The sequence below is a fragment of the Thioalkalivibrio sp. ALE31 genome (assembly GCF_000377405.1).
Taxonomy (GTDB): Bacteria; Pseudomonadota; Gammaproteobacteria; order Ectothiorhodospirales; family Ectothiorhodospiraceae; genus Thioalkalivibrio.
Genome location: NZ_KB905023.1, coordinates 254785 through 273712 on the forward strand (window position 1 = coordinate 254785; position 18928 = coordinate 273712).

The window sequence follows — 18928 nt, forward strand, 5'->3', positions numbered from 1 at the left end:
TGTGGCCAAGCCAGTACGGCACCCCCCGACCTGATCGCTGACAGCACACTGGCCTCCGTTGAATGCACGTAGTTTTCGTGCTACGCATTTTTACGTGAGCCATGAGGATTCAGCATGAAACAGAACATTACCCTGTCCCTCGACAAGCAGGTACTGACCGAACTGAAGGTCATCGCAGCCCGTCGTTCGACTTAGGGAGACGCTGATTGAATCGCACGTCCGCGCTCGAGTCGCTTTTGCGTGCGTTTAATGCGCGGTGACTGCCGTGCAGTCATTCTGCACAAAGGAGCCGCAACGCCGTTCCCACGCAAAAGCGGCCGAGCCCCTGCTCTCAATGGCTTGTGGGGTTGGTGCCCCCTGTTCCGCGATCCTGCGTTGCGCCGCTTGCGGGTAGAACCACTACCCGCTGCACGACGCGCCTTGCCTCGGAAAACAGGGGGCACCAACGCGGACGTGCGATTCAATCAGCGTCTCCTTAGGTCAGCCGGCTGCTGACGGAGGAACTGGAGCACATCGTGGAACGATCCGAACGGTATGAGCGTTCCAAGCGCGCGGCGCTGCCCGCTCTGGACAAGGGCTGCCACTTCGGCGGCGAACGCCCGGATCGGGACGCGCTGCATGAGCGATAAGGTCTTCGTCTATACCAACGTCCTGTTCTACGCGCACGACCCAGGGCCTGGTCAGATGGCAGCTCACAAACGTCAGACGAACATTTCCAGGAGTTGCGGATGCCAGCTTGCGTGTTCGATCGAGCCAAGCGTGGACCCCAGACGCCGCTTGTCCACACTGCGGATCTGGTCCAGAAGAATACGGGCCGGGCGGCCCGCGAGCTCGACCTCCGGCCGGCATCCAAGGGGCTGCCCCTTGCTGGTGATCGGGGCCACCAGAACCCGTGGCAAGGCTGCGTTCATGTCGTCGGGGGAGACAATCAATGCAGGACGGGTCTTGCGGATCTCCGTTCCAACGGTAGGGTCCAGGTTGACCCAGTAGACGTCGCCGCGGCGAACCGGTGCGCGACGCCCTACCATTCCCACTCCTCGGCATCCTCGGCCCAGGGCGCGTCGGACCATTCGGGTGCATCGTCCTGATCGATGTCGTAGTGGTCGAACCAGCCGGCGCGCGGCTCGGTAATCGGTTCGATCACGATCCGGTGACCCTCGAGCCGCAGGTCGATCTCGTCGCGGATCCCGCATTGGCGCAACAGTGTCGCAGGTAACAGAACGCCGCGGGAGTTTCCGATCTGTCGCAAAGTTGTTTTCATGGCCTCCCCACAAACCGGCCGAAGTTATAACAATGTATCACCATGGGCGCCGTGGAGGCCAGATTGAAGCTCGCCATCCGCTGCTGGCTCAACGCACCCCGCCTGCAGCCACCCCGCCCCGGTCATCCCGGCCGCAGCGCAGCGAAGAGCCGGGATGACCGAGGCTGGACAGCACCCGAAGCCCGGGCAGCCCCCACCGCATGAGATCCCGGATAACCGCTGCGCGGTTTCCGGGATGACCGAGAGGGCGCTGGTTCTGGGAGTTTGGCGGCGCCATGTGCGGATGGCCGCGCGGAGGGTCAGGACCCGGACTCGTCTTCCGGGGGCGGGAACTGGAGATGGAAGCCCTGCTCCTTGAGGTTAGCGAGGACCTTTTGTGGATCTTCCTGAGCCAGGGTGCGCTCGGGTGTCAGATCGAACTCCAGTGCGAACTCCAGGGTGCCGAGGGCGCGCATCACGCCTTCGGGCAGGTCGGAGAAATCGTCCTTCTCCGGGAAGTAGACATAGGTGTCGGCGCGACGGGTTGCGCGGTAGACGTAGCACTGCATGGGTTCAGTCCTCGAGATAGGTGTAGCCGGTCAGGCCCTGTTCCAGCTCGGCCAGCAGCCGCCCGGCAGCCTCGCCACGCAGGCCGGCGGCGTCGATCTTGGCGCGGAAGGTGCGGCGCAGGTCATCCGGGGCAAAGTGCACATAGGAGAGCAGCTCGTCGACGGTATCGCCACGCTCCGGGTCCACCAGACGGTAGCCACCCTCGGGCAGCAGTTCCACGTTCACGGTGTCGGTGTCCCCGAACAGGTTGTGCAGATCGCCCAGGATCTCCTGGTAAGCGCCGACCAGGAAGATGCCGAGATAGTACGGCTCGCGGTCGTTCCACGGGTGCAGGGCAAGCGTGGTGTGCGTGCCCTCGCGCTCCACGTAGTGCTCGATGTGGCCATCGGAGTCGCAGGTCAGGTCCTGCAATACCGCGCGCCGGGTCGGCCGCTCGTCCAGCCGGTGCAGCGGCATGATCGGGAAGATCTGGTTGATCGCCCAGGTGTCCGGGATCGACTGGAACACGGAGAAGTTGCAGAACACCTTGTCCGCCAGCTTGTCGGTCAGTTCCGCGTGGATCTCTGCCGGCAGGGCCTCCGGTCGCGCCAGCAGGCGCTGGCACAGGGCGAAGTAGATTGCCTCGGCGCGGGCACGGTCGGCCAGCGACAGCATCCCGCGGGCAAAGCGCGCCTGCACCTCGGCCAGGCCATAGGCGGCATCGTGATAGATCTCGGAGGCCGGGCGCTCGCCGTCCTCCAGCAAGGCGCGCATGGCGGCGATCTCGGGCAGCTCGCCATCCTCCGCGGGCGGGACATCGCCATCCCCCGGAGCCGGCTCGCAATCGATCACGTTGGTGATCAGCACTGCGTGGTGTGCGGTCAGGGCGCGGCCCGACTCGCTGAACACCTCCGGCATGACCAGACCCTGCTCCTCGCAGATGCGCTTGAGCGGGCGCAGGATGTTCAGCGCGTACTCCTCCACCGAATAGTTGATGGAGCACTCGTTGCGCGAACGCGAGCCCTCGTAGTCGATCCCCAGCCCGCCGCCGACATCCACCACCCGCAGGGCCGCACCGGCCTCGGTCAGCGCGGCGAAATAGCTGGCTGCCTCGCCCATGCCGTTCTGGATGTCGCGGATGTTCGCGATCTGCGAGCCCATGTGGAAGTGCAGCAGTTGCAGCCGGTCCAGCCAGCCAAGGCCGCGCAGGCGCTCGAGGATGCCCAGCACGTCCGCCGCGGACAGGCCGAACTTGGCCTTCTCGCCGCCGGTGTTCTGCCACTTGCCCTTGCCGATCGAGGCCAGGCGCACGCGCAGGCCCAGCAGCGGCTCGACCTGCATGGCCTCGGCCTGGCGGATCACCTCCTCCAGCTCGGAGGGCTTCTCGATCACGATGTACACGCGGTGCCCGAGTTGCCTCCCGATCAGCGCCAGGCGCACGTATTCGCGGTCCTTGTAACCGTTGCAGATGATCGCCGCACCCGGGCGCGACTGCGCCAGCACGGCCATCAGCTCCGGCTTGCTGCCGGCCTCCAGTCCCACACGCGGGGTCAGTCCCTCGGCATCCGGCTGATCGCCGGCCGCCAGGATCTGGTCCACCACGCTGCGCTGCTGGTTGACCTTGATCGGGTAGATCGCGGTGAACGCGCCTTCGTACTCCAGCTCGCGCGCGGCGGTATCGAAGGCCCGCGCCAGGCGGCGTACGCGCCCGTCCAGCACATCCTGGAACCGCACCAGCACCGGCGGACCCACATGCTCCTCGCGCAGGCGGCCCGCCAGCTCGTACAGATCCACGCCGGGGTGCTCCGGCCAGTCCGCGCGGCGCATCGCCACGTTGCCCGCGGCGTTCACCTCGAAGAAGCCACCGTTCCAGTGGTCGATCCCGTAGGTAGTGCGGGCCTCATCCAGATTCCAGGGCGTGACGGTCATGGTGTTCCCGGATTTCAAAAGCTAGGAAAGCCCCGTCATTGCGAGGAGCGAAGCGACGTGGCAATCGCCTTCATCTCCACCCGAACACCAGGGGCGATCAGGGCAACCAAGCGCACTGCCCTCGTTCAGGAGATTACTCGCTACGCTCGCCCTTCGGGCCGGCCGGCGGCCGTTCAACGCAGCTTCGCTGCTTTTGTACGTCGTCGCCTACGGCTCCTCGCAATGACGAGAAGAACAGAGTTGCCCGCAGGATACAGGGCACTATCATAGCGGCGCATCATACCGTCCACCGCACCGGCAAGGGGAGCCGCCCAATGGCACTCGACAACAACTGGTTCAGCGAACCGCACGAAGACATGGCGCTGTCCCTGCGCATCAAACAGAAGCTGCACGAGGAACAGACCCCGTACCAGAAGATCGAGATCTACGAGACCGAGGCCTTCGGCAACCTGATGGTGATCGACGACTGCGTGATGCTCACCGGCCGCGACAACTTTATCTACCACGAGATGATGTCGCACCCGGTGCTGTACTCGCACAGCGCCCCGAAGAACGTGGTCATCATCGGCGGCGGCGATTGCGGCACCCTGCGCGAGGTGCTCAAGCACGACGAAGTCGAGCACGCCGTACAGGTGGATATCGACGAGCGCGTCACCCGCCTGTCCGAGCAGTACTTCCCGGAGCTGTGCGACGCCAACAACGACCCGCGCGCCGAACTGCTGTTCGACGACGGCGTGCAGTACCTGAAGGACGCCGCCCCCGGCTCCATCGACGTGATCATTGTCGACTCCACCGATCCGGTCGGCCCGGCCGAGGGCCTGTTCTCCACCGCGTTCTACAAGGACTGCGTGAAGGCCCTGGGCCCGGACGGCCTGCTGGTGCAGCAAAGCGAATCGCCGCTACTGCACACCGACAGCATCATCCGCCCGATGCACGACAGCCTGCGCGCGGCGAACTTCATCGACGCCCTGACCCTGCACTTCCCCCAGGCCACCTACCCCTCCGGCTGGTGGACCTGCACCATCGCCGCGAAGGACTGCCCGGTGTCCTTCCTGCGCGAAGAGGCCGCCGAAGAGCTGCCGTTTATCACGCACTACTACAACGCCGCGATCCACCGCGCCGCTGGTGCCACCCCGGAGTTCTTCCGTCGCAAGCTGTTCGCCTGATCGCGCGCCAGCGCCGGGGCCACCTACAGAGATCGTCACGGCGCTGCGCGCCTCGCGATGACGGGCACCACAAACGCCGCAGGGTGCATTGAGCGCATGCAGAATGTACCCATCCGGGCGTTTGCTTGCTGGCAATTCGGACGCGCGCCACCATTGCTACATTTGTAGCAAAAGGAGCAGGCGATGAGTTTGCCCGTCCGCATTGATGAAACGCTCTACCAGCAGGCTCGCGCCCACGCGAAGGCCGAGCACCGAACCATCGCCGGCCAGATCGAGTTCTGGGCCGAGGTCGGGCGTACCGCCATGGACAACCCCGACCTGCCCATCGACTTCATCTGTGAACTCCTGATCGCGCGGGCCGAGGGCCGGGAGCTGGCCACGCCATTTACTCCCGAGGGCCAGCGCGACTGATGACTACAGGCGTGGAGGTGCTGCAAAGCACCCAATTCCGACGGGCTTACAAGCGCCTGCACCCCGCCCAGAAGGCCGACGTGGACGATGCAGTCGCCGAGATCATCCGCGACCCCGAGCTGGGCACCAGCGAGAAAGGGGATCTGGCGGGGGTCATGGTTTACAAGTTCAAGTCACGCGGGCAACTGATGCTGCTCGCCTATGAGTACGATCCCCGCACGCGCCACCTGCTCCTGCTGGGCACACACGAGAACTTCTACCGGGATCTGAAATGCGGGCCATAAGTCAGCCCGCAGTCCGCGCGCCCCAATCCGCCCGATGCTCCAGCATGGGGCGGCCGCCCTGTCTTTGTGCGCCCACGCAGGCCTGGCGCACCATGCTGAGGCATCCACGGATCCACCCGCACTGCCTCCATCCGGCCCCAGCCCCGCAAACCGCTGTCCCACCTGATGGCACGGATCCTGCTCCGGCTTGATACAAGCCTCGCTGTTATTGCGTTCTGCCAGTCCCTGAACAAGGAGCCCCATGATGTATGGCCGCTGGATTGCGTTATTGATCCTGTTTTTTACCCCCTCGATTGCCTTGGCCCATCCCGGCCACGACCACGCCGGGCTGGGTGCCGGTTTCCTGCACCCGCTGTCGGGTCTGGACCATCTGCTGGTGCTGCTCGGCATCGGCTTCTGGGCCGCGCGCTCCGGCCTTGCCCGCGGCAGCCTGGCGGCCGGGGCCGCGGTGCTGGCGGCACTGGCGGGCGGGTTTGCCCTTGGACTCGCGCAGGGCCCGCTGCCGGTGATCGAGTTCGGGATCGTGGCCTCGGTACTACTGACCGGACTGCTGGTGTTCTTCGGCGCCCGCCTGCCGGTCGCGTTCACCGCGGCCATCGCGGCCGGGTTTGCCGTGCTGCACGGGTTTGCGCATGGCGCCGAGATGGCGGCCGGCTTGTCGGCGGTCGCGTTTCTGAGCGGTTTCCTGGTGGCCAGCAGCATACTTCTCGCCGCCGGTGCCGGGCTTGCGGTACTGACGCGCGGTGCGGCGCTGGAACGCCCGACCCGCCGGGCCGCTGGCGGCGTCCTGGTCGTGGCCAGCGTGTACCTTCTGATCGTGGTGTGACCGGGTGGACATCGCCCCCGTCGATCTGACCGGCGCACACCAGGCCGCGCCGGATAGCGGCTGGCTCGGACGCCTGGAACTGGGGTACGCCCCGCGTGGCGGCCGCACCATCCTGGCGCGCCGGCGGCACCAGGGGCCGTTGCTGGTGCAACGCAGCTTTCACCCGGAGGGGCCGGTCTGCCACAGCTATGTGATCCACCCGCCCGGAGGCGTGGCGGGTGGCGACCGACTGCAGATGGAGGTGACCCTGGCGCCCGACAGCCAGGCCCTGCTGACGACCCCGGCAGCCGCGAAGTTCTACCGTACCCGCCAGGCCAGCGCCCGCCAGGAACAGGGGTTCACGGTGGGCCCCGGGGCGAGCCTGGAATTCCTGCCGATGGAGACCATCCTGCACGGACAGTCCCGGGTCCGGCTGCATAACCGCTTCCATCTGGCACGCAGTGCCCGCCTGTGCACCTGGGATGTGCTGTGCCTGGGCCGCCCGGGACACGGCGACCACTACGCGGGGGGTGCCTGCCTCCAGGATCTGTGGATCGAACGCGACGGCGCACCGCTGCTGCACGACCGCCTGAACCTGGAGCATGGCGACCCGCTGCTGACCCGCCCCTGGGGCCTGGACGGACATCCGGTCCTCGGCAACCTGGTCGCGACCCCGGCGCCGGATGGGATCGAGCAGGCCCTGCGCGACCACCTCGGCACCCTGGAGAGCCTGCGCGTCGGCGTCTCGCGAATCGGGGACGTGCTGGTGCTGCGCTGCCTGGGCCCCGGGGCAGAGGCCATACGCATGCTGCTGCAGCGCGCCTGGCGCTTCCTGCGCGAGCCGGTGATCGGGCGCGCGCCCTGCGACCCCCGGATCTGGACCACCTGAATCATCGAGAGAACCATGGAACTGACCCCACGCGAAAAGGACAAGCTGCTCCTGTTTACCGCCGCCCTGCTGGCTGAACGGCGTCAGGCGCGCGGACTGAAGCTCAACTACCCGGAGGCCATGGCGCTGATCTCGGCCACGTTGCTGGAAGGCGCGCGCGACGGACGTTCGGTGGCCGAGCTGATGAGCCTGGGCGGCGAGGTCCTGACCCGTGACGACGTGCTGGACGGTGTGCCAGAGATGATCCCGGAGGTCCAGGTCGAGGCGACCTTCCCGGACGGCGTGAAGCTGGTCACCGTCCACGAACCGATCCGCTAGAACAAGGAACAAGCATGATCCCCGGCGAACTGCTGCCCGCAGACGGCGACATCACCCTGAACGCCGACCGCGACACCCTCACCCTGGAGGTGACGAACAGTGGTGACCGGCCGATCCAGGTCGGCTCCCACTATCACTTCTTCGAGACCAACAACGCCCTGCACTTTGACCGCGCAGCGGCGCGCGGCTTTCGCCTGGACATCCCGGCCGGCACCGCCGTGCGCTTCGAGCCCGGCCAGAGCCGGACCGTACGGCTGGCGGCCTATACGGGCGAGCGCCGGGTATTCGGCTTCCAGGGCCGGGTCAGCGGGCCACTGGACGGAGCTGCGACATGAGCCACACCCTCACACACCGCGCGTATGCCGAGATGTTCGGCCCGACCACTGGTGACCGGCTGCGACTGGGCGATACCGAACTGCTGATCCAGGTCGAACGCGACTGCACCGTGTACGGCGACGAGGTGAAGTTCGGCGGCGGCAAGGTGATCCGCGACGGCATGGGCCAGAGCCAGCGTTGCGATGCCTCGGTCGCGGACACCGTCATCACCAACGCCGTGATCCTCGATCACTGGGGGGTGGTGAAGGCCGACGTAGGCCTGAAGGACGGTCGTATTCAGGCGGTCGGCAAGGCCGGCAATCCGGACACCCAGCCCGGGGTGGACATCGTGATCGGACCCGGCACCGAGGTGATCGCCGGGGAGGGGCGCATCCTGACAGCCGGCGGGGTGGATACCCACATCCACTTCATCTGTCCGCAGCAGATCGAGGAGGCCCTGAGCTCGGGCATCACCACCATGCTCGGCGGCGGGACCGGACCGGCCACCGGCACCAATGCCACCACCTGCACCCCCGGCCCCTGGCACATCCACCACATGCTGCAGGCGTCCGAGGCGTTTGCGATGAACCTGGGCTTTCTTGGCAAGGGCAATGCCAGTCAGCCCGCAGGACTGCATGCGCAGATCGAGGCCGGGGCACTGGGTCTGAAGCTGCACGAGGACTGGGGCACCACCCCGGCCACCATCGACTGCGCGCTGTCAGTCGCCGACGCCCATGATGTCCAGGTCTGCATCCACACCGACACCCTGAACGAATCCGGCTTTGTCGAGGACACCCTGGCCGCGTTCAAGGGACGCACTATCCACACCTATCACACCGAGGGTGCCGGCGGCGGCCACGCCCCGGACATCATCAAGGCCTGCGGTCAGCCGCACGTGCTGCCCTCCAGTACCAATCCCACGCGGCCATTCACGGTCAACACCATCGACGAACACCTGGACATGCTGATGGTGTGCCACCACCTGGATCCGCAGATCCCCGAGGACGTGGCATTCGCCGAGAGCCGTATCCGGCGCGAGACCATTGCCGCGGAGGACATCCTGCACGACCTCGGCGCGTTCTCGGTGATCGCATCGGACTCGCAGGCCATGGGCCGGGTGGGCGAGGTGATCCTGCGCACCTGGCAGACCGCGCACAAGATGAAGGTGCAGCGCGGCGCCCTGCCCCAGGACCCGGCCACGCACGACAACTTCCGTGCCCGCCGCTATGTCGCCAAATACACCATCAACCCGGCGCGGGCGCACGGCATCGCCCACGAGGTGGGCTCGGTGGAGCCAGGCAAGCTGGCCGACCTGGTGCTGTGGGATCCGGCCTTCTTCGGCGTGAAGCCGGCACTGATCCTGAAGGGCGGGATGATCGCCGCGGCCCCGATGGGCGACCCGAACGCCTCGATTCCGACCCCGCAGCCGGTGCACTACCGACCGATGTTCGGCAGCTTCGGGCGCGCCCGCTCCGGCACCTCGGTCAGCTTTGTCTCGCAGGCTTCACTCAACGCCGGGATCGGCGATCGGCTCGGGCTGCAGCGGCGCCTGGTCGCGGTCAGCGGCTGCCGCGAGATCAGCAAGCGCGACATGCTGCTGAACGACTGGCTGCCGGAGATGGAGGTGGACCCGGAGACCTACGAGGTGCGTGCGGACGGCGAACTCCTGACCTGCGAGCCGGCCACCGAACTACCCCTGTCACAACGCTATTTCCTGTTCTGAGGCCCGCCATGCTGCACCTGACCGAACATGCAGAAACCGCCGGCGCACCCGTGATCGGCACCCTGAACCTGCCGATCGAGACACGCGTGAAAAGCCGCTTTCGCGCTACGCTCGACAATGGGACCGAGGTGGGGGTCTTCCTGGAGCGCGGCGGCATGCTGCGCGACGGCAGTGCCCTGCGCGCGGACAGTGGCGAGTGGGTTGCGGTGCGCGCCGCTCCGGAACCGGTCAGCACCGTGCATTGCGAGGATCCCCTGCTGCTGTCCCGCGCCGCCTATCACCTGGGCAACCGGCATGTAGCCCTGCAGATTGGCCCGGGCCTGCTGCGTTACCTGCACGATCACGTGCTGGACGACATGCTGCGGGGCATCGGACTCGATCCGATGTTCGAAAACGCCCCGTTCGAGCCGGAGGCGGGTGCCTACGGGCACGGCCATGCGCACGGTGGCCACGGCCATGGCCACTCGCACTGATCTAGGCCTGACGGACCCGGGCCTGACAGACCCCGGTCTGGCCCGGCGACGGCTCTGGCAACTCCTCAGCCCCGCGCTTCCGGTCGGTGCGTACAGCTACTCCGGCGGACTGGAATGGGCCATCGAGGCCGGCTGGGTACAAGACGAGGCCGCGGTCGCCGACTGGCTGCAAGGCCAGCTCGACCACACCCTGAGTCGGGTCGACATCCCCATGCTGCAACGCCTCCACCAAGCATGGCAGACCCAGGACCTCGACGCAGTCGCCCGGCTGAGCGCCTGGCTGAGCGCCAGTCGCGAGACCCGCGAACTGCGGGACGAGGATCGCCAGCTGGGTCAGGCGCTGGCGCGCCTGCTGACCGAACTGGAGCTGCCCGAAGCCGAGCCCTGGACCCGCGATCCCGAGGCGACCTGGGCCACGCTGCTGGCGCTGGCGCTCGCGCGCTGGGATATCGCCATCGGGGAGGGCGCCGAGGCCTGCCTCTGGGCCTGGTGCGAGAACCAGGTGGCGGCCGCCATCAAGCTGGTCCCGCTGGGCCAGACCGCCGGTCAGCGGCTGCTCTACCAACTGGCCTCGACGATCGGCGCAGCGGCTCGTGCCGGGCTCGACCGCGAGGACTTCGGGATCGGCGGCACCGCCCCGGGTGTCGCAATCGCCAGCGCACTGCACGAAACCCAGTATTCACGCCTGTTCCGCAGCTAGGAACCCATCATCAGGAGAATCCCATGTCACTGAATCCCCGCGTACTGCGCGTCGGCATCGGCGGGCCAGTCGGCTCCGGCAAGACCGCCCTGCTGCAGGCGCTGTGCCAGCGTCTGCGCGACACCTACAGCATTGCCGTAGTCACCAACGACATCTACACCCGCGAGGACGCGGAGTTCCTGACCCGGCACGATGCCCTGGAGGCTTCGCGCATCGTCGGCGTGGAAACGGGCGGCTGCCCGCACACTGCGATCCGCGAGGATGCGTCGATGAACCTGTCGGCGCTGGCCGACCTGGGCGCGCGCTTCCCGGATCTGGAAGTCGTATTCGTGGAGAGCGGCGGAGACAACCTTTCCGCGACCTTCAGCCCGGAACTGTCGGACCTGACGATCTATGTGATCGACGTCTGCGCCGGCGACAAGATCCCGCGCAAGGGCGGGCCGGGCGTGACCCGCTCCGATCTTCTGGTAATCAACAAGATCGATCTGGCCGACGGGGTTGGCGCCTCGCTGGAGGTGATGGACCGCGACAGCCGGCGCATGCGCGGGGATCGCCCGTTCGTGTTCACCAACCTGAAGACCGGGGAGGGCCTGGAGGCGGTCGCCGATTTCATTGTCGAACGCGGGATGCTGGAGCGCCCGGCACGCGCCGGCTGAGGCGCGCCCCGCAGCGCCCAAACGAGACAGCTCCGCTTCGCCTGCGAGGCAGTCTCTATGGGGGGTTAGATCACGCAGCCCCCCAAGCGGCGAGGAGTTGGCAATGCCCGATCGGCGAGAGGGCTCGCCTCCTACGCGTTGGCGGGCGCGTGTCCGAGGCGACGGAAGCTGACCGTGTCGCGACCGGGCATCGCCTCCAGGACCCGTGGCTCTGAGTCAGGATTGGGCGTGACCAGCAGATATTCCGCTAGCGGGGCCTCGACGACATGGCGCATGGCGCGACGCATGGCCCGAGCCCCGAATTTGCGGTCGTATCCCGCCTCGCGCACCTGGCGATGCACCGCCTCGGTCAGCCGCAGCTCCACCCGGTGTTTCTCCAGACGTCGATTCAGGCGCGCCAACTCGAGGTCCACCAGCTCGTTCAGGGTATCGCCATCCAGCCACTGGAACACCGAGATACTGTCGATGCGGTTGACGAACTCCGGCGCGAAGCGGCCCAGCAGTTCGCGCTCAACCAGCCGGTACTGGCGCTGCCGCTGTGGGCCGCGCGAACGCCAGCGCCCGAGCCAGCCCTGACGCCGTTCCGCGTCCTGCTGCAGGCGGCGGGCGCCGAGGTTGCTGGTCATAAACACCAGTGTGTTGCGGAAGCTGTAGGTACGCTCCCCTGACGCCGTAGTCAGAAGGCCGTTGTCGAACACGTTGAGCAACGCCTCCACGACCTCGTCGGAGGCCTTCTCCAGTTCGTCGAACAGGACAATACCGGGCTTGCGCAAGCTGCCCTCGATAAGTTCCTGGTCGAGCAGCGTCGTGCCCTCCCTGCTACCTACGTAACCCGGTGGGGCCCCAGTCAAAGCAGCCGCGTAGTGCTCCTGAGAAAGGGTGTTCATGTCGACCCGACAGAACGCCTCGGCATCACCGTGCAGAGCCCGCGCAAGCGCGCGCACGATTTCGGTCTTGCCGACCCCTGTCGGGCCCAGGAACAACGCGGTATGCAACGGCCGGTGCGGGTCGGAGATATCGGCCCGCACGATCCGGAGCATGCGTTCGACAGCCGCGACGGCATCGTCCTGGCCCAGGATCTCCCGGCGAATCGCAGACATGATCGCGTCCACGTCGAAGCGATAGCGGCTTTCGATCCCGCCGCCCTCTCCTGTGGCCACGGAGGCGCCGCTGCGATCCCTTCCCGCATCGATCCGGCGCTCTGTCTCCATCAGTCGGCGTTCGGTATCCGCAAGACGGTCATTAATAAATGGCATTACCTCAGCCTTTCAGGCTATACAAAAGATTACCGGTCCTCCTCGGGGAGGACCGGCATCCATCACACTGCCTGTACAAGCGGGAAATCCTGCGACTACGATCCCGTCTCTTTGGTCTTTGCGGCGTAGGGAAGATCGCGCACTGGCGCACTGGCAACCCCGACCTGGTCGCGGGTGATCTTTTCGACGTCCTCGCGGGCCTTTTCGGCGTCGTTGACCCAGGTGCGGTAGAACTCGAACGGACAATCCGCGACGCCCTTGTCGCCATCGCCCGAGTCGTGCATCCCGGTGTAGCCGCGATGCAGCAGCTTGAACAGGTGGTTCTGCGACTGGTCATTGGCGCGCGCATCCCGGATCTCCGGGATCGAGAGCTGCGCATACTGGATACCATTTTCCTCGGTCCCGCATTCGCCCAGGGTGCGGCCGTCGAAGCCGACCACCGCAGAGTGGCCGAAGTAGCTGTAGACGCCGTCGAACCCGGTGGCGTTGGCCACCGCAACATAGGTGTTGTTGGCCCAGGCCATGCACTTGGACATGTTCACCTGCTGTTCCTTGGCGGGGTACATGTAGCCCTGGCAGCGCACGATCAGTTCGGCGCCCTTCATCGCGCAGTCGCGCCAGATCTCGGGATAGTTGCCGTCGTCACAGATGATCAGGCTGAGCTTCAGCCCCTTCGGGCCCTCGGAGACGTAGGTGCGATCGCCTGGATACCAGCCCTCGATCGGGCACCAAGGGATGCACTTGCGGTACTTCTGGACGATTTCACCCTTGTTGTTCATCAGGATCAGGGTGTTGTAGGGCGCCTTGTTCGGGTGCTCCTCGTGCCGCTCGCCGGTAAGCGAGAACACCCCCCAGACATTGGCCTTGCGGCAGGCCGCCGCGAAGATCTCGGTCTCGTCGCCCGGGATGGTGGCAGCGGTCTCCATCATCTCGTCATGGTCGTACATGATCCCCATGGTGCTGTACTCGGGGAAGATGACCAGATCCATGCCGGGCAGACCCTGCTTCATGCCCAGGATCATGTCGGCAATCTTCTGCGCGTTGTCGAGGACTTCGCCTTTGGTGTGGAGGCGGGGCATCTTGTAATTCACCACCGCCACGCCCACGGTATCGGGGCTGCTGGAAATGTCGCCGTGTCGCATGGATGTTTGCTCCTCTAGCTAATAGGTGTACCGGCCCACGGGGCCGGATCAGATCGACAGATACCCGCTGATGGTCTGTTCGTCGCAACTGGCGCGATCGGTTTCGTGCACGATCTCGCCGGACTCGATCACCAGCAGGCGGTCGGCAATCGCCATCGTGAAACTCAGGATCTGCTCGGAGACCACGATGGTGATCTCGCGCGAGCGGCTGATCTCGTTCAGGGTGCTGGCGATGTCCTTGATCACCGACGGCTGGATGCCTTCCGTGGGTTCATCCAGCAGCAACACCTTGGGGTTGGAGACCAGGGCCCGCGCGATCGCGAGCTGCTGCTGCTGGCCGCCAGAGAGATTGCCGCCCTTGCGGTGCCGCATCTCGTGCAGCACCGGAAACAGGTCGAAGATCTCGGACGGAATACGGCGGCTTTTGACCGTTTCCAGACCGGTGGCGATGTTCTCCTGCACGGTCAGGCCGGGAAAGATCATCCGTCCCTGGGGGACATAGGCCAGACCAGCCGCCACCCGTTTGTGAGTAGGCATACTGGAGAGATCCTGCCCATCCAGGTTGACCTGCCCGTCTTTCGACTGGATCAGGCCCATCAAGGTCTTGAACAGGGTCGTCTTGCCCATGCCATTGCGGCCCATGACGGCCAGGGTCTCGTTGTCCCCGACCGAGATGTCGAGCCCCTTGATGACTCCGATCTCTCCATAGCCGGAACGCAATCCTGTTACTTGAAACATGTCGTTTTGTCCTCTGCAGAATCTGCGTCAGTGGCCCAGGTAGACCTCGATCACCCGGGGATCGGACTGCACCGTTTCCATATCCCCTTCGGCCAGCACCTTGCCCTGGTGCATGACGGTGACCTTCCGGGCGATCTGCTTGACGAAGTTCATGTCGTGTTCGATCACGATCACCGAACGTCCCTCGGTGATCCGGTTGAGCAGGTCCGCGGTCAGCTCGCGTTCGCGCACGCTCATGCCCGCCACCGGCTCGTCCAGCAGCAGGAGTTCCGGGTCCTGGATCAGCAGCATCCCGATCTCCAGCCACTGCTTCTGCCCGTGACTCAGCTCCGAGGCGGGGCGCTCCAGCATGTCGGTGAGGAAGATGGCCTCAGCCGTCTCGCGAATCTTGCGGTCGACCTTCGGCGTGTTCTTGAACAGCAGCGCCCCGAACACGGTCTTGCCCTCCGGATACGAGACCTCGAGGTTCTCGTAGACCGTGAGTCCCTCGTAGACCGAGGGCGTCTGGAACTTGCGGCCCACCCCCTTCCAGACGATCTGGTGTTCGCGCAGGCGGGTCAGTTCGGTGTCACGGAACTTGATCGAACCCTCGGTGGGCTTGGTCTTGCCGCAGATCAGGTCCAGCAGCGTCGTCTTGCCGGCGCCATTGGGACCGATGACCACCCGCAGCTCCCCGGTGTCGACATAGAAGTTGAGGCCCTCGATCGCCTTGAACCCGTCAAACGAGACGGTCAGATCCTCGACGGCGAGCAACAAGGGGGTATGGGTCGTCATTTGCGGGCCTCCTGGGCAGCCTGGGGATCAATGGCACGGGGGGTATCGGAAGGGGGCGCGCCCGGACGCCAGCCCATGCGCACCAGGAAGGCCTCCACGCGCGGGCGGACATGGGTGTTGTAAAGCCCCGCCAGCCCGTAGGGCGCGAACATCACCACCGCGATAAACACGGCACCGATCAGGAACAGCCACAACTGCGGGAAGGCCTCGGCAAAGGTCACCCGGGCATAGCCCACCAGCAACGAGCCATAAACGGCACCCAGTAGCGACAGCCGGCCACCCACCGCGGCGAAGATCACGAACTCGATCGACGGGATGATCCCGATGATGCTCGGGGACATGAAGCCGACCTGCAGGGTGAACATCGCCCCGCCGATACCGGACATGAAGCCGGCCAGGGCGAAGATGAAGATCTTGAAGTAGGCCACGCTATACCCGGAGTAGCGGATCCGGTTCTCCTGGTCACGCGTGGCCATCAGGATCCGGCCATACTTGGTGGAGAGCACCCACATCCCGAGCGCGATCATCGCGAACAGCAGCACGACCGTGGCGAAGTAGAAGACAACCAGCGCCTGGTCCGTGTGGATATCCCATCCCTTCAGCGTGCGCAGGTCGGTGATGCCGTTAACACCGCCGGTGTAGCCTTGCTGACCGATCACCAGGATGGTGGCAATGGTCACGATGGCCTGGGTGATGATCGCGAAGAACACCCCGCTGACCCGTCGGGTGAACAGTGCGAAGCCGATAAAGGCCGCAAACAGCGCGGGCAGGGTCAGGATCGCCAGCACCGTGAAGGTCAGGCTGTGGAAGGGTTCCCAGAACCAGGGCAGCGAGGTGATCTGGTTCCAGTCCATGAAGTCCGGGATCCCCGGCGTGGTCTGGATGGCGGTGGCCTCAGGCGTCGAGGCCTCCAGCTTGAGGTACATCGCCATCGCGTACCCGCCGATCCCGAAGAACAACCCCTGGCCGAGGCTCAGCAGGCCGCCGTACCCCCAGGCCAGGACCAGCCCGACCGCGACGAAGGCAAAGGCCAGGAAGCGCCCCGTGAGGTTCAGGCCATCCACGTCCATGGTCAGCGGGAACACGACCAGCAGGATGAAGGCCAGGATCAGCAGCCCTGGCAGGCCCTTCTTGCCCAGTAACATCTGCAATGCGTTATTCATTTCTCTGTGACTCCCGGAAGAGGCCCGCCTAGCGGCGGACCTTGCTCTTGAACAGACCTTCGGGGCGCATCATCAGGATCGCGATGATGACGAGCAGCGTGGTCACCTTGGCCATGGAACTGCCCAGGAAGAACTCGAGGATCGACTGACCCTGGGCAATGAGGAAGGCGGAAACCACGGTTCCGGAGATGCTGCCGGCCCCGCCGAACACGACCACCAGGAAGGTGTCGACGATGTAGAGCGTGCCGCTCGTGGGCCCGGTGGAGGAGATCATCGTGAACGCCGCGCCGGCGATCCCCGCCACGCCGCAGCCGAGCGCAAACGTCAGGCGATCCACCCAGCGGGTATTGATCCCGACCGCCGCACTCATCTCGCGGCTGGCCATGGTCGAGCGCACTCGCAGGCCCCAGCGCGAGCGATACATCAGCCAGACCACGCCGAGAGTGACGATCACGGTCAGCACCATGATCGCCATGCCGTTGATCGGGATGTCGATCATCGGCGTCGGGCGCCAGGAGCCCTCCAGCCATGAAGGGGTGGAAGGACTCACCTCGCGCGCGCCGAAGATCGAGCGGAAACCCTGCTGCATGACCAGCGCCAGCCCCCACGTCGCCAGCAGCGTATCCAGCGGACGGTGATACAGGTGCCGGATCATCAGCACCTCGATCAGCATTCCGAACAGGAAGGCCGAGAGAAACGCCAGCGGGATCGCCAGCAGAATGTAGTATTCGGTCGCCCAGGGGCCCAGGCCGGAGGCCAGGGTAGACACCATGTAGGTGGTGTAGGCCCCGAGCACCATGAATTCGCCATGGGCCATGTTGATGACCCGCATCTGGCCGAAGATGATCGCCAGCCCCAGGGCCATCAGAAGCAGGACCGAGAAGAAGCTCAGCCCCGCGAAGCCCTGCATGGCGGTGATCGCCATCAGGTCCTGCATTGAGTAATCCATGAACGGTATTCCCTGAAGCGGGAGCCGGGTGGCTCGTTACGGGATTCAGGAGGGGGCGCCGGACCGGCCAGCGGCCGACACCCCCGCGGTACGGCTTACTGATAGCCTTCGGGGAACGGATCCGGCTCGATCAGATCGGATTCCCACACCACATCGGCCTGACCATCGCGGCGCCACTGACCGATCCGGGTCTTGCTCCACAGGTGGTGGTTGTCGTGGACCTTCACGTAGCCTTCCGGTGCCTGGTTGAGCTCGATCCCCGGCGAGTGGGCAGTCACCTTGGCCACATCGAAACTTCCAGCGCGTTCGACCGCTTCCTTCCACAGCCACGGGCCGAGATAGGCAGCCTGGGTCACGTCGCCGATCACGCTGTCCTCGCCCCAGCGTTCCTTGAACGCGCGCACGAACTCCTGGTTGTTCTCGTTATCCAGGCTCTGGAAGTACTTCATGCTGGAGTAGAATCCCTCGACATTCTCGCCGCCGATGCCCAGCACCTCGTCCTCGGTGGTCGCCAGGTTCAGCAGGGTCTGGTTGCTGCCGTCCAGGCCGGCGGAAACGAGCTGGCGGAAGAACGCGACGTTGGAACCGCCGACCACCGCGCCGTAGATCGCATCCGGACGCCGCAGGCGAATGCGGTTGATCATGGAGCCGAACGAGGTATGGCCCAGCGGCGCATAGTCCTCGCCCACCACCGAGGCCCCGTCGAGGTGCTGTTCGATATGGATGCGCGCGATCTTCATGGTGGTGCGCGGCCAGATGTAGTCGGAGCCCACCAGATAGAAGGTGCGCACACCCTTCTCGTTGTACAGCCAGTTCAGGCTGGCAAGGACCTGCTGAGTGGCCTCCTGGCCCGTATAGATCACGTTCGGGGACTGCTCGAGGCCCTCGTAGAAGGTCGGGTAGTACAGCAGGCCGTTCTCGCGTTCGAGAACCGGCAGCACCGCCTTGCGAGAGGCAGACGTCCAGCAACCCATGATCGAGGCGACATTGTCCTCGCGCAGCAGTTTGCGCGCACGCTGGGCGAAGGTCGGCCAGTCACTGGCGCCGTCTTCGGTGATGATCTCGAGCTTGCGGCCGAGGATGCCGCCCATCTCGTTGATCTGTTCGATGGCCAGGGTCTCGGCCTCGACCGACCCGGTCTCGGAGATCGCCATGGTGCCGGTCAGCGAGTGCAGGATGCCGACCTTGACCGTGTCATCGGTCACGGCCAGGCCGGTGGTGTTGATCTCGGAGGTGGCCGGCTTGGCAAACAGTGAACCGGACCCCGCAATACCGGTCGCCATAATGGGGAGAGCGGCCATCGATTTCAGCAGTCGACGGCGGGTGAAAGAAGGCTTCTTGCTGTCGGTCATTGTCATATACCTCGGTTGAACCTAGATGAAGGGCGCACGTGGGCCGCTGCCTGCGTGAACGCAACGGGACTGCAGCAAGACGCATGCCACCATCCA

22 protein-coding genes are annotated in these 18928 nt (G+C 65.5%); 11 read left to right on the forward strand and 11 right to left on the reverse strand.

The annotated features are described in order from the left end of the window. Positions 1 to 701 precede the first annotated feature (701 nt). The 4 genes from D103_RS0109145 to speA all read right to left on the reverse strand — a co-directional run bounded on the left by D103_RS0109145 (position 702) and on the right by speA (position 3718). Positions 702 to 1028 carry a type II toxin-antitoxin system PemK/MazF family toxin gene (locus D103_RS0109145; RefSeq protein ID WP_018876574.1) on the reverse strand — a complete coding sequence of 109 codons (327 nt, stop codon included), beginning with the start codon at positions 1026 to 1028 and terminating at the stop codon, positions 702 to 704. Next, positions 1022 to 1249, reverse strand: coding sequence for an AbrB/MazE/SpoVT family DNA-binding domain-containing protein (locus tag D103_RS13450; RefSeq protein WP_231366537.1), 228 nt, complete (start codon positions 1247 to 1249; stop codon positions 1022 to 1024). Before D103_RS13450 ends, D103_RS0109145 begins: the two co-directional genes overlap by 7 nt. Positions 1250 to 1560: 311 nt before the next feature. Continuing rightward, positions 1561 to 1809: a YcgL domain-containing protein gene (locus D103_RS0109155; RefSeq protein WP_018876575.1), complete on the reverse strand. Its 249-nt coding sequence runs from the start codon at positions 1807 to 1809 to the stop codon at positions 1561 to 1563. Positions 1810 to 1813: 4 nt separating this feature from the next. After that, entirely contained in the window at positions 1814 to 3718 is a 1905-nt protein-coding gene (speA, locus tag D103_RS0109160) for a biosynthetic arginine decarboxylase (protein ID WP_018876576.1), read from the reverse strand. Between the two features lie 314 nt (positions 3719 to 4032). On the opposite strand from speA, the gene speE reads away from it, so the two are divergent. The 11 genes from speE (at position 4033) to ureG (ending at position 11458) form a co-directional block, all read left to right on the forward strand. Next, positions 4033 to 4884: a polyamine aminopropyltransferase gene (gene speE / locus D103_RS0109165; protein WP_018876577.1), complete on the forward strand. Its 852-nt coding sequence runs from the start codon at positions 4033 to 4035 to the stop codon at positions 4882 to 4884. Between the two features lie 183 nt (positions 4885 to 5067). Beyond that, positions 5068 to 5295 (forward strand): ParD-like family protein, encoded by a 228-nt coding sequence (locus tag D103_RS0109170; RefSeq protein WP_012981615.1) that lies wholly within the window; start codon positions 5068 to 5070, stop codon positions 5293 to 5295. Beyond that, complete coding sequence (locus D103_RS0109175) at positions 5295 to 5579, forward strand: type II toxin-antitoxin system RelE/ParE family toxin (protein ID WP_026280328.1); 285 nt, start codon at positions 5295 to 5297, stop codon at positions 5577 to 5579. Before D103_RS0109170 ends, D103_RS0109175 begins: the two co-directional genes overlap by 1 nt. A 241-nt stretch (positions 5580 to 5820) precedes the next feature. Next, positions 5821 to 6405, forward strand: a complete 585-nt coding sequence (locus tag D103_RS0109180; protein ID WP_018876579.1) for a HupE/UreJ family protein — start codon at positions 5821 to 5823, stop codon at positions 6403 to 6405. Between the two features lie 4 nt (positions 6406 to 6409). Continuing rightward, positions 6410 to 7273, forward strand: a complete 864-nt coding sequence (locus D103_RS0109185) for an urease accessory protein UreD (RefSeq protein ID WP_018876580.1) — start codon at positions 6410 to 6412, stop codon at positions 7271 to 7273. 15 nt (positions 7274 to 7288) lie between these two features. After that, positions 7289 to 7591, forward strand: a complete 303-nt coding sequence (locus D103_RS0109190) for an urease subunit gamma (RefSeq protein ID WP_018876581.1) — start codon at positions 7289 to 7291, stop codon at positions 7589 to 7591. 14 nt (positions 7592 to 7605) lie between these two features. Next, positions 7606 to 7926: an urease subunit beta gene (locus D103_RS0109195; RefSeq protein WP_018876582.1), complete on the forward strand. Its 321-nt coding sequence runs from the start codon at positions 7606 to 7608 to the stop codon at positions 7924 to 7926. After that, on the forward strand, positions 7923 to 9629 hold the full coding sequence (gene ureC / locus D103_RS0109200) for an urease subunit alpha (RefSeq protein ID WP_018876583.1): 1707 nt from the start codon (positions 7923 to 7925) through the stop codon (positions 9627 to 9629). Before D103_RS0109195 ends, ureC begins: the two co-directional genes overlap by 4 nt. Positions 9630 to 9637: 8 nt before the next feature. Then, the gene (gene ureE, locus D103_RS0109205) at positions 9638 to 10102 is read left to right on the forward strand and encodes an urease accessory protein UreE (RefSeq protein ID WP_018876584.1); all 465 of its coding nucleotides are present in this window, start codon (positions 9638 to 9640) and stop codon (positions 10100 to 10102) included. Further along, complete coding sequence (locus tag D103_RS0109210) at positions 10086 to 10802, forward strand: urease accessory protein UreF (protein WP_026280330.1); 717 nt, start codon at positions 10086 to 10088, stop codon at positions 10800 to 10802. Before ureE ends, D103_RS0109210 begins: the two co-directional genes overlap by 17 nt. A gap of 23 nt (positions 10803 to 10825) precedes the next feature. Next, positions 10826 to 11458, forward strand: a complete 633-nt coding sequence (gene ureG / locus D103_RS0109215; RefSeq protein WP_018876586.1) for an urease accessory protein UreG — start codon at positions 10826 to 10828, stop codon at positions 11456 to 11458. A 131-nt stretch (positions 11459 to 11589) separates the two neighbouring features. Here ureG and D103_RS13455 read toward each other — a convergent pair whose 3' ends face one another. The 7 genes from D103_RS13455 to urtA form a co-directional block, all read right to left on the reverse strand. After that, positions 11590 to 12714: an AAA family ATPase gene (locus tag D103_RS13455; RefSeq protein ID WP_038028597.1), complete on the reverse strand. Its 1125-nt coding sequence runs from the start codon at positions 12712 to 12714 to the stop codon at positions 11590 to 11592. Positions 12715 to 12809: 95 nt separating this feature from the next. Next, positions 12810 to 13856, reverse strand: coding sequence for an aliphatic amidase (locus D103_RS0109225; RefSeq protein WP_018876588.1), 1047 nt, complete (start codon positions 13854 to 13856; stop codon positions 12810 to 12812). A 48-nt stretch (positions 13857 to 13904) separates the two neighbouring features. Continuing rightward, positions 13905 to 14594: an urea ABC transporter ATP-binding subunit UrtE gene (gene urtE / locus D103_RS0109230; protein ID WP_026280331.1), complete on the reverse strand. Its 690-nt coding sequence runs from the start codon at positions 14592 to 14594 to the stop codon at positions 13905 to 13907. Positions 14595 to 14621: 27 nt separating this feature from the next. Then, a complete protein-coding gene (urtD, locus tag D103_RS0109235; protein ID WP_018876590.1) occupies positions 14622 to 15368 on the reverse strand; it encodes an urea ABC transporter ATP-binding protein UrtD in 747 nt (248 codons plus the stop codon). After that, a complete protein-coding gene (urtC, locus tag D103_RS0109240; protein WP_231366601.1) occupies positions 15365 to 16531 on the reverse strand; it encodes an urea ABC transporter permease subunit UrtC in 1167 nt (388 codons plus the stop codon). Before urtC ends, urtD begins: the two co-directional genes overlap by 4 nt. 28 nt (positions 16532 to 16559) lie before the next feature. After that, positions 16560 to 17480 (reverse strand): urea ABC transporter permease subunit UrtB, encoded by a 921-nt coding sequence (urtB, locus tag D103_RS0109245; RefSeq protein WP_038028601.1) that lies wholly within the window; start codon positions 17478 to 17480, stop codon positions 16560 to 16562. A gap of 95 nt (positions 17481 to 17575) precedes the next feature. Next, positions 17576 to 18832, reverse strand: coding sequence for an urea ABC transporter substrate-binding protein (gene urtA, locus D103_RS0109250; RefSeq protein WP_018876593.1), 1257 nt, complete (start codon positions 18830 to 18832; stop codon positions 17576 to 17578). Positions 18833 to 18928: the final 96 nt, after the last annotated feature.

Coding starts and splice junctions, on each gene's coding strand:
- D103_RS0109145 (WP_018876574.1), bottom strand. CDS start 1,028: ATGGTAGGGCGTCGCGCACCGGTTCGCCGCGGCGACGTCTACTGGGTC.
- D103_RS0109155 (WP_018876575.1), bottom strand. CDS start 1,809: ATGCAGTGCTACGTCTACCGCGCAACCCGTCGCGCCGACACCTATGTC.
- speA (WP_018876576.1), bottom strand. CDS start 3,718: ATGACCGTCACGCCCTGGAATCTGGATGAGGCCCGCACTACCTACGGG.
- speE (WP_018876577.1), top strand. CDS start 4,033: ATGGCACTCGACAACAACTGGTTCAGCGAACCGCACGAAGACATGGCG.
- D103_RS0109170 (WP_012981615.1), top strand. CDS start 5,068: ATGAGTTTGCCCGTCCGCATTGATGAAACGCTCTACCAGCAGGCTCGC.
- D103_RS0109175 (WP_026280328.1), top strand. CDS start 5,295: ATGACTACAGGCGTGGAGGTGCTGCAAAGCACCCAATTCCGACGGGCT.
- D103_RS0109180 (WP_018876579.1), top strand. CDS start 5,821: ATGATGTATGGCCGCTGGATTGCGTTATTGATCCTGTTTTTTACCCCC.
- D103_RS0109190 (WP_018876581.1), top strand. CDS start 7,289: ATGGAACTGACCCCACGCGAAAAGGACAAGCTGCTCCTGTTTACCGCC.
- D103_RS0109195 (WP_018876582.1), top strand. CDS start 7,606: ATGATCCCCGGCGAACTGCTGCCCGCAGACGGCGACATCACCCTGAAC.
- ureC (WP_018876583.1), top strand. CDS start 7,923: ATGAGCCACACCCTCACACACCGCGCGTATGCCGAGATGTTCGGCCCG.
- ureE (WP_018876584.1), top strand. CDS start 9,638: ATGCTGCACCTGACCGAACATGCAGAAACCGCCGGCGCACCCGTGATC.
- D103_RS0109210 (WP_026280330.1), top strand. CDS start 10,086: ATGGCCACTCGCACTGATCTAGGCCTGACGGACCCGGGCCTGACAGAC.
- ureG (WP_018876586.1), top strand. CDS start 10,826: ATGTCACTGAATCCCCGCGTACTGCGCGTCGGCATCGGCGGGCCAGTC.
- D103_RS13455 (WP_038028597.1), bottom strand. CDS start 12,714: ATGCCATTTATTAATGACCGTCTTGCGGATACCGAACGCCGACTGATG.
- D103_RS0109225 (WP_018876588.1), bottom strand. CDS start 13,856: ATGCGACACGGCGACATTTCCAGCAGCCCCGATACCGTGGGCGTGGCG.
- urtE (WP_026280331.1), bottom strand. CDS start 14,594: ATGTTTCAAGTAACAGGATTGCGTTCCGGCTATGGAGAGATCGGAGTC.
- urtD (WP_018876590.1), bottom strand. CDS start 15,368: ATGACGACCCATACCCCCTTGTTGCTCGCCGTCGAGGATCTGACCGTC.
- urtC (WP_231366601.1), bottom strand. CDS start 16,531: ATGAATAACGCATTGCAGATGTTACTGGGCAAGAAGGGCCTGCCAGGG.
- urtB (WP_038028601.1), bottom strand. CDS start 17,480: ATGGATTACTCAATGCAGGACCTGATGGCGATCACCGCCATGCAGGGC.
- urtA (WP_018876593.1), bottom strand. CDS start 18,832: ATGACCGACAGCAAGAAGCCTTCTTTCACCCGCCGTCGACTGCTGAAA.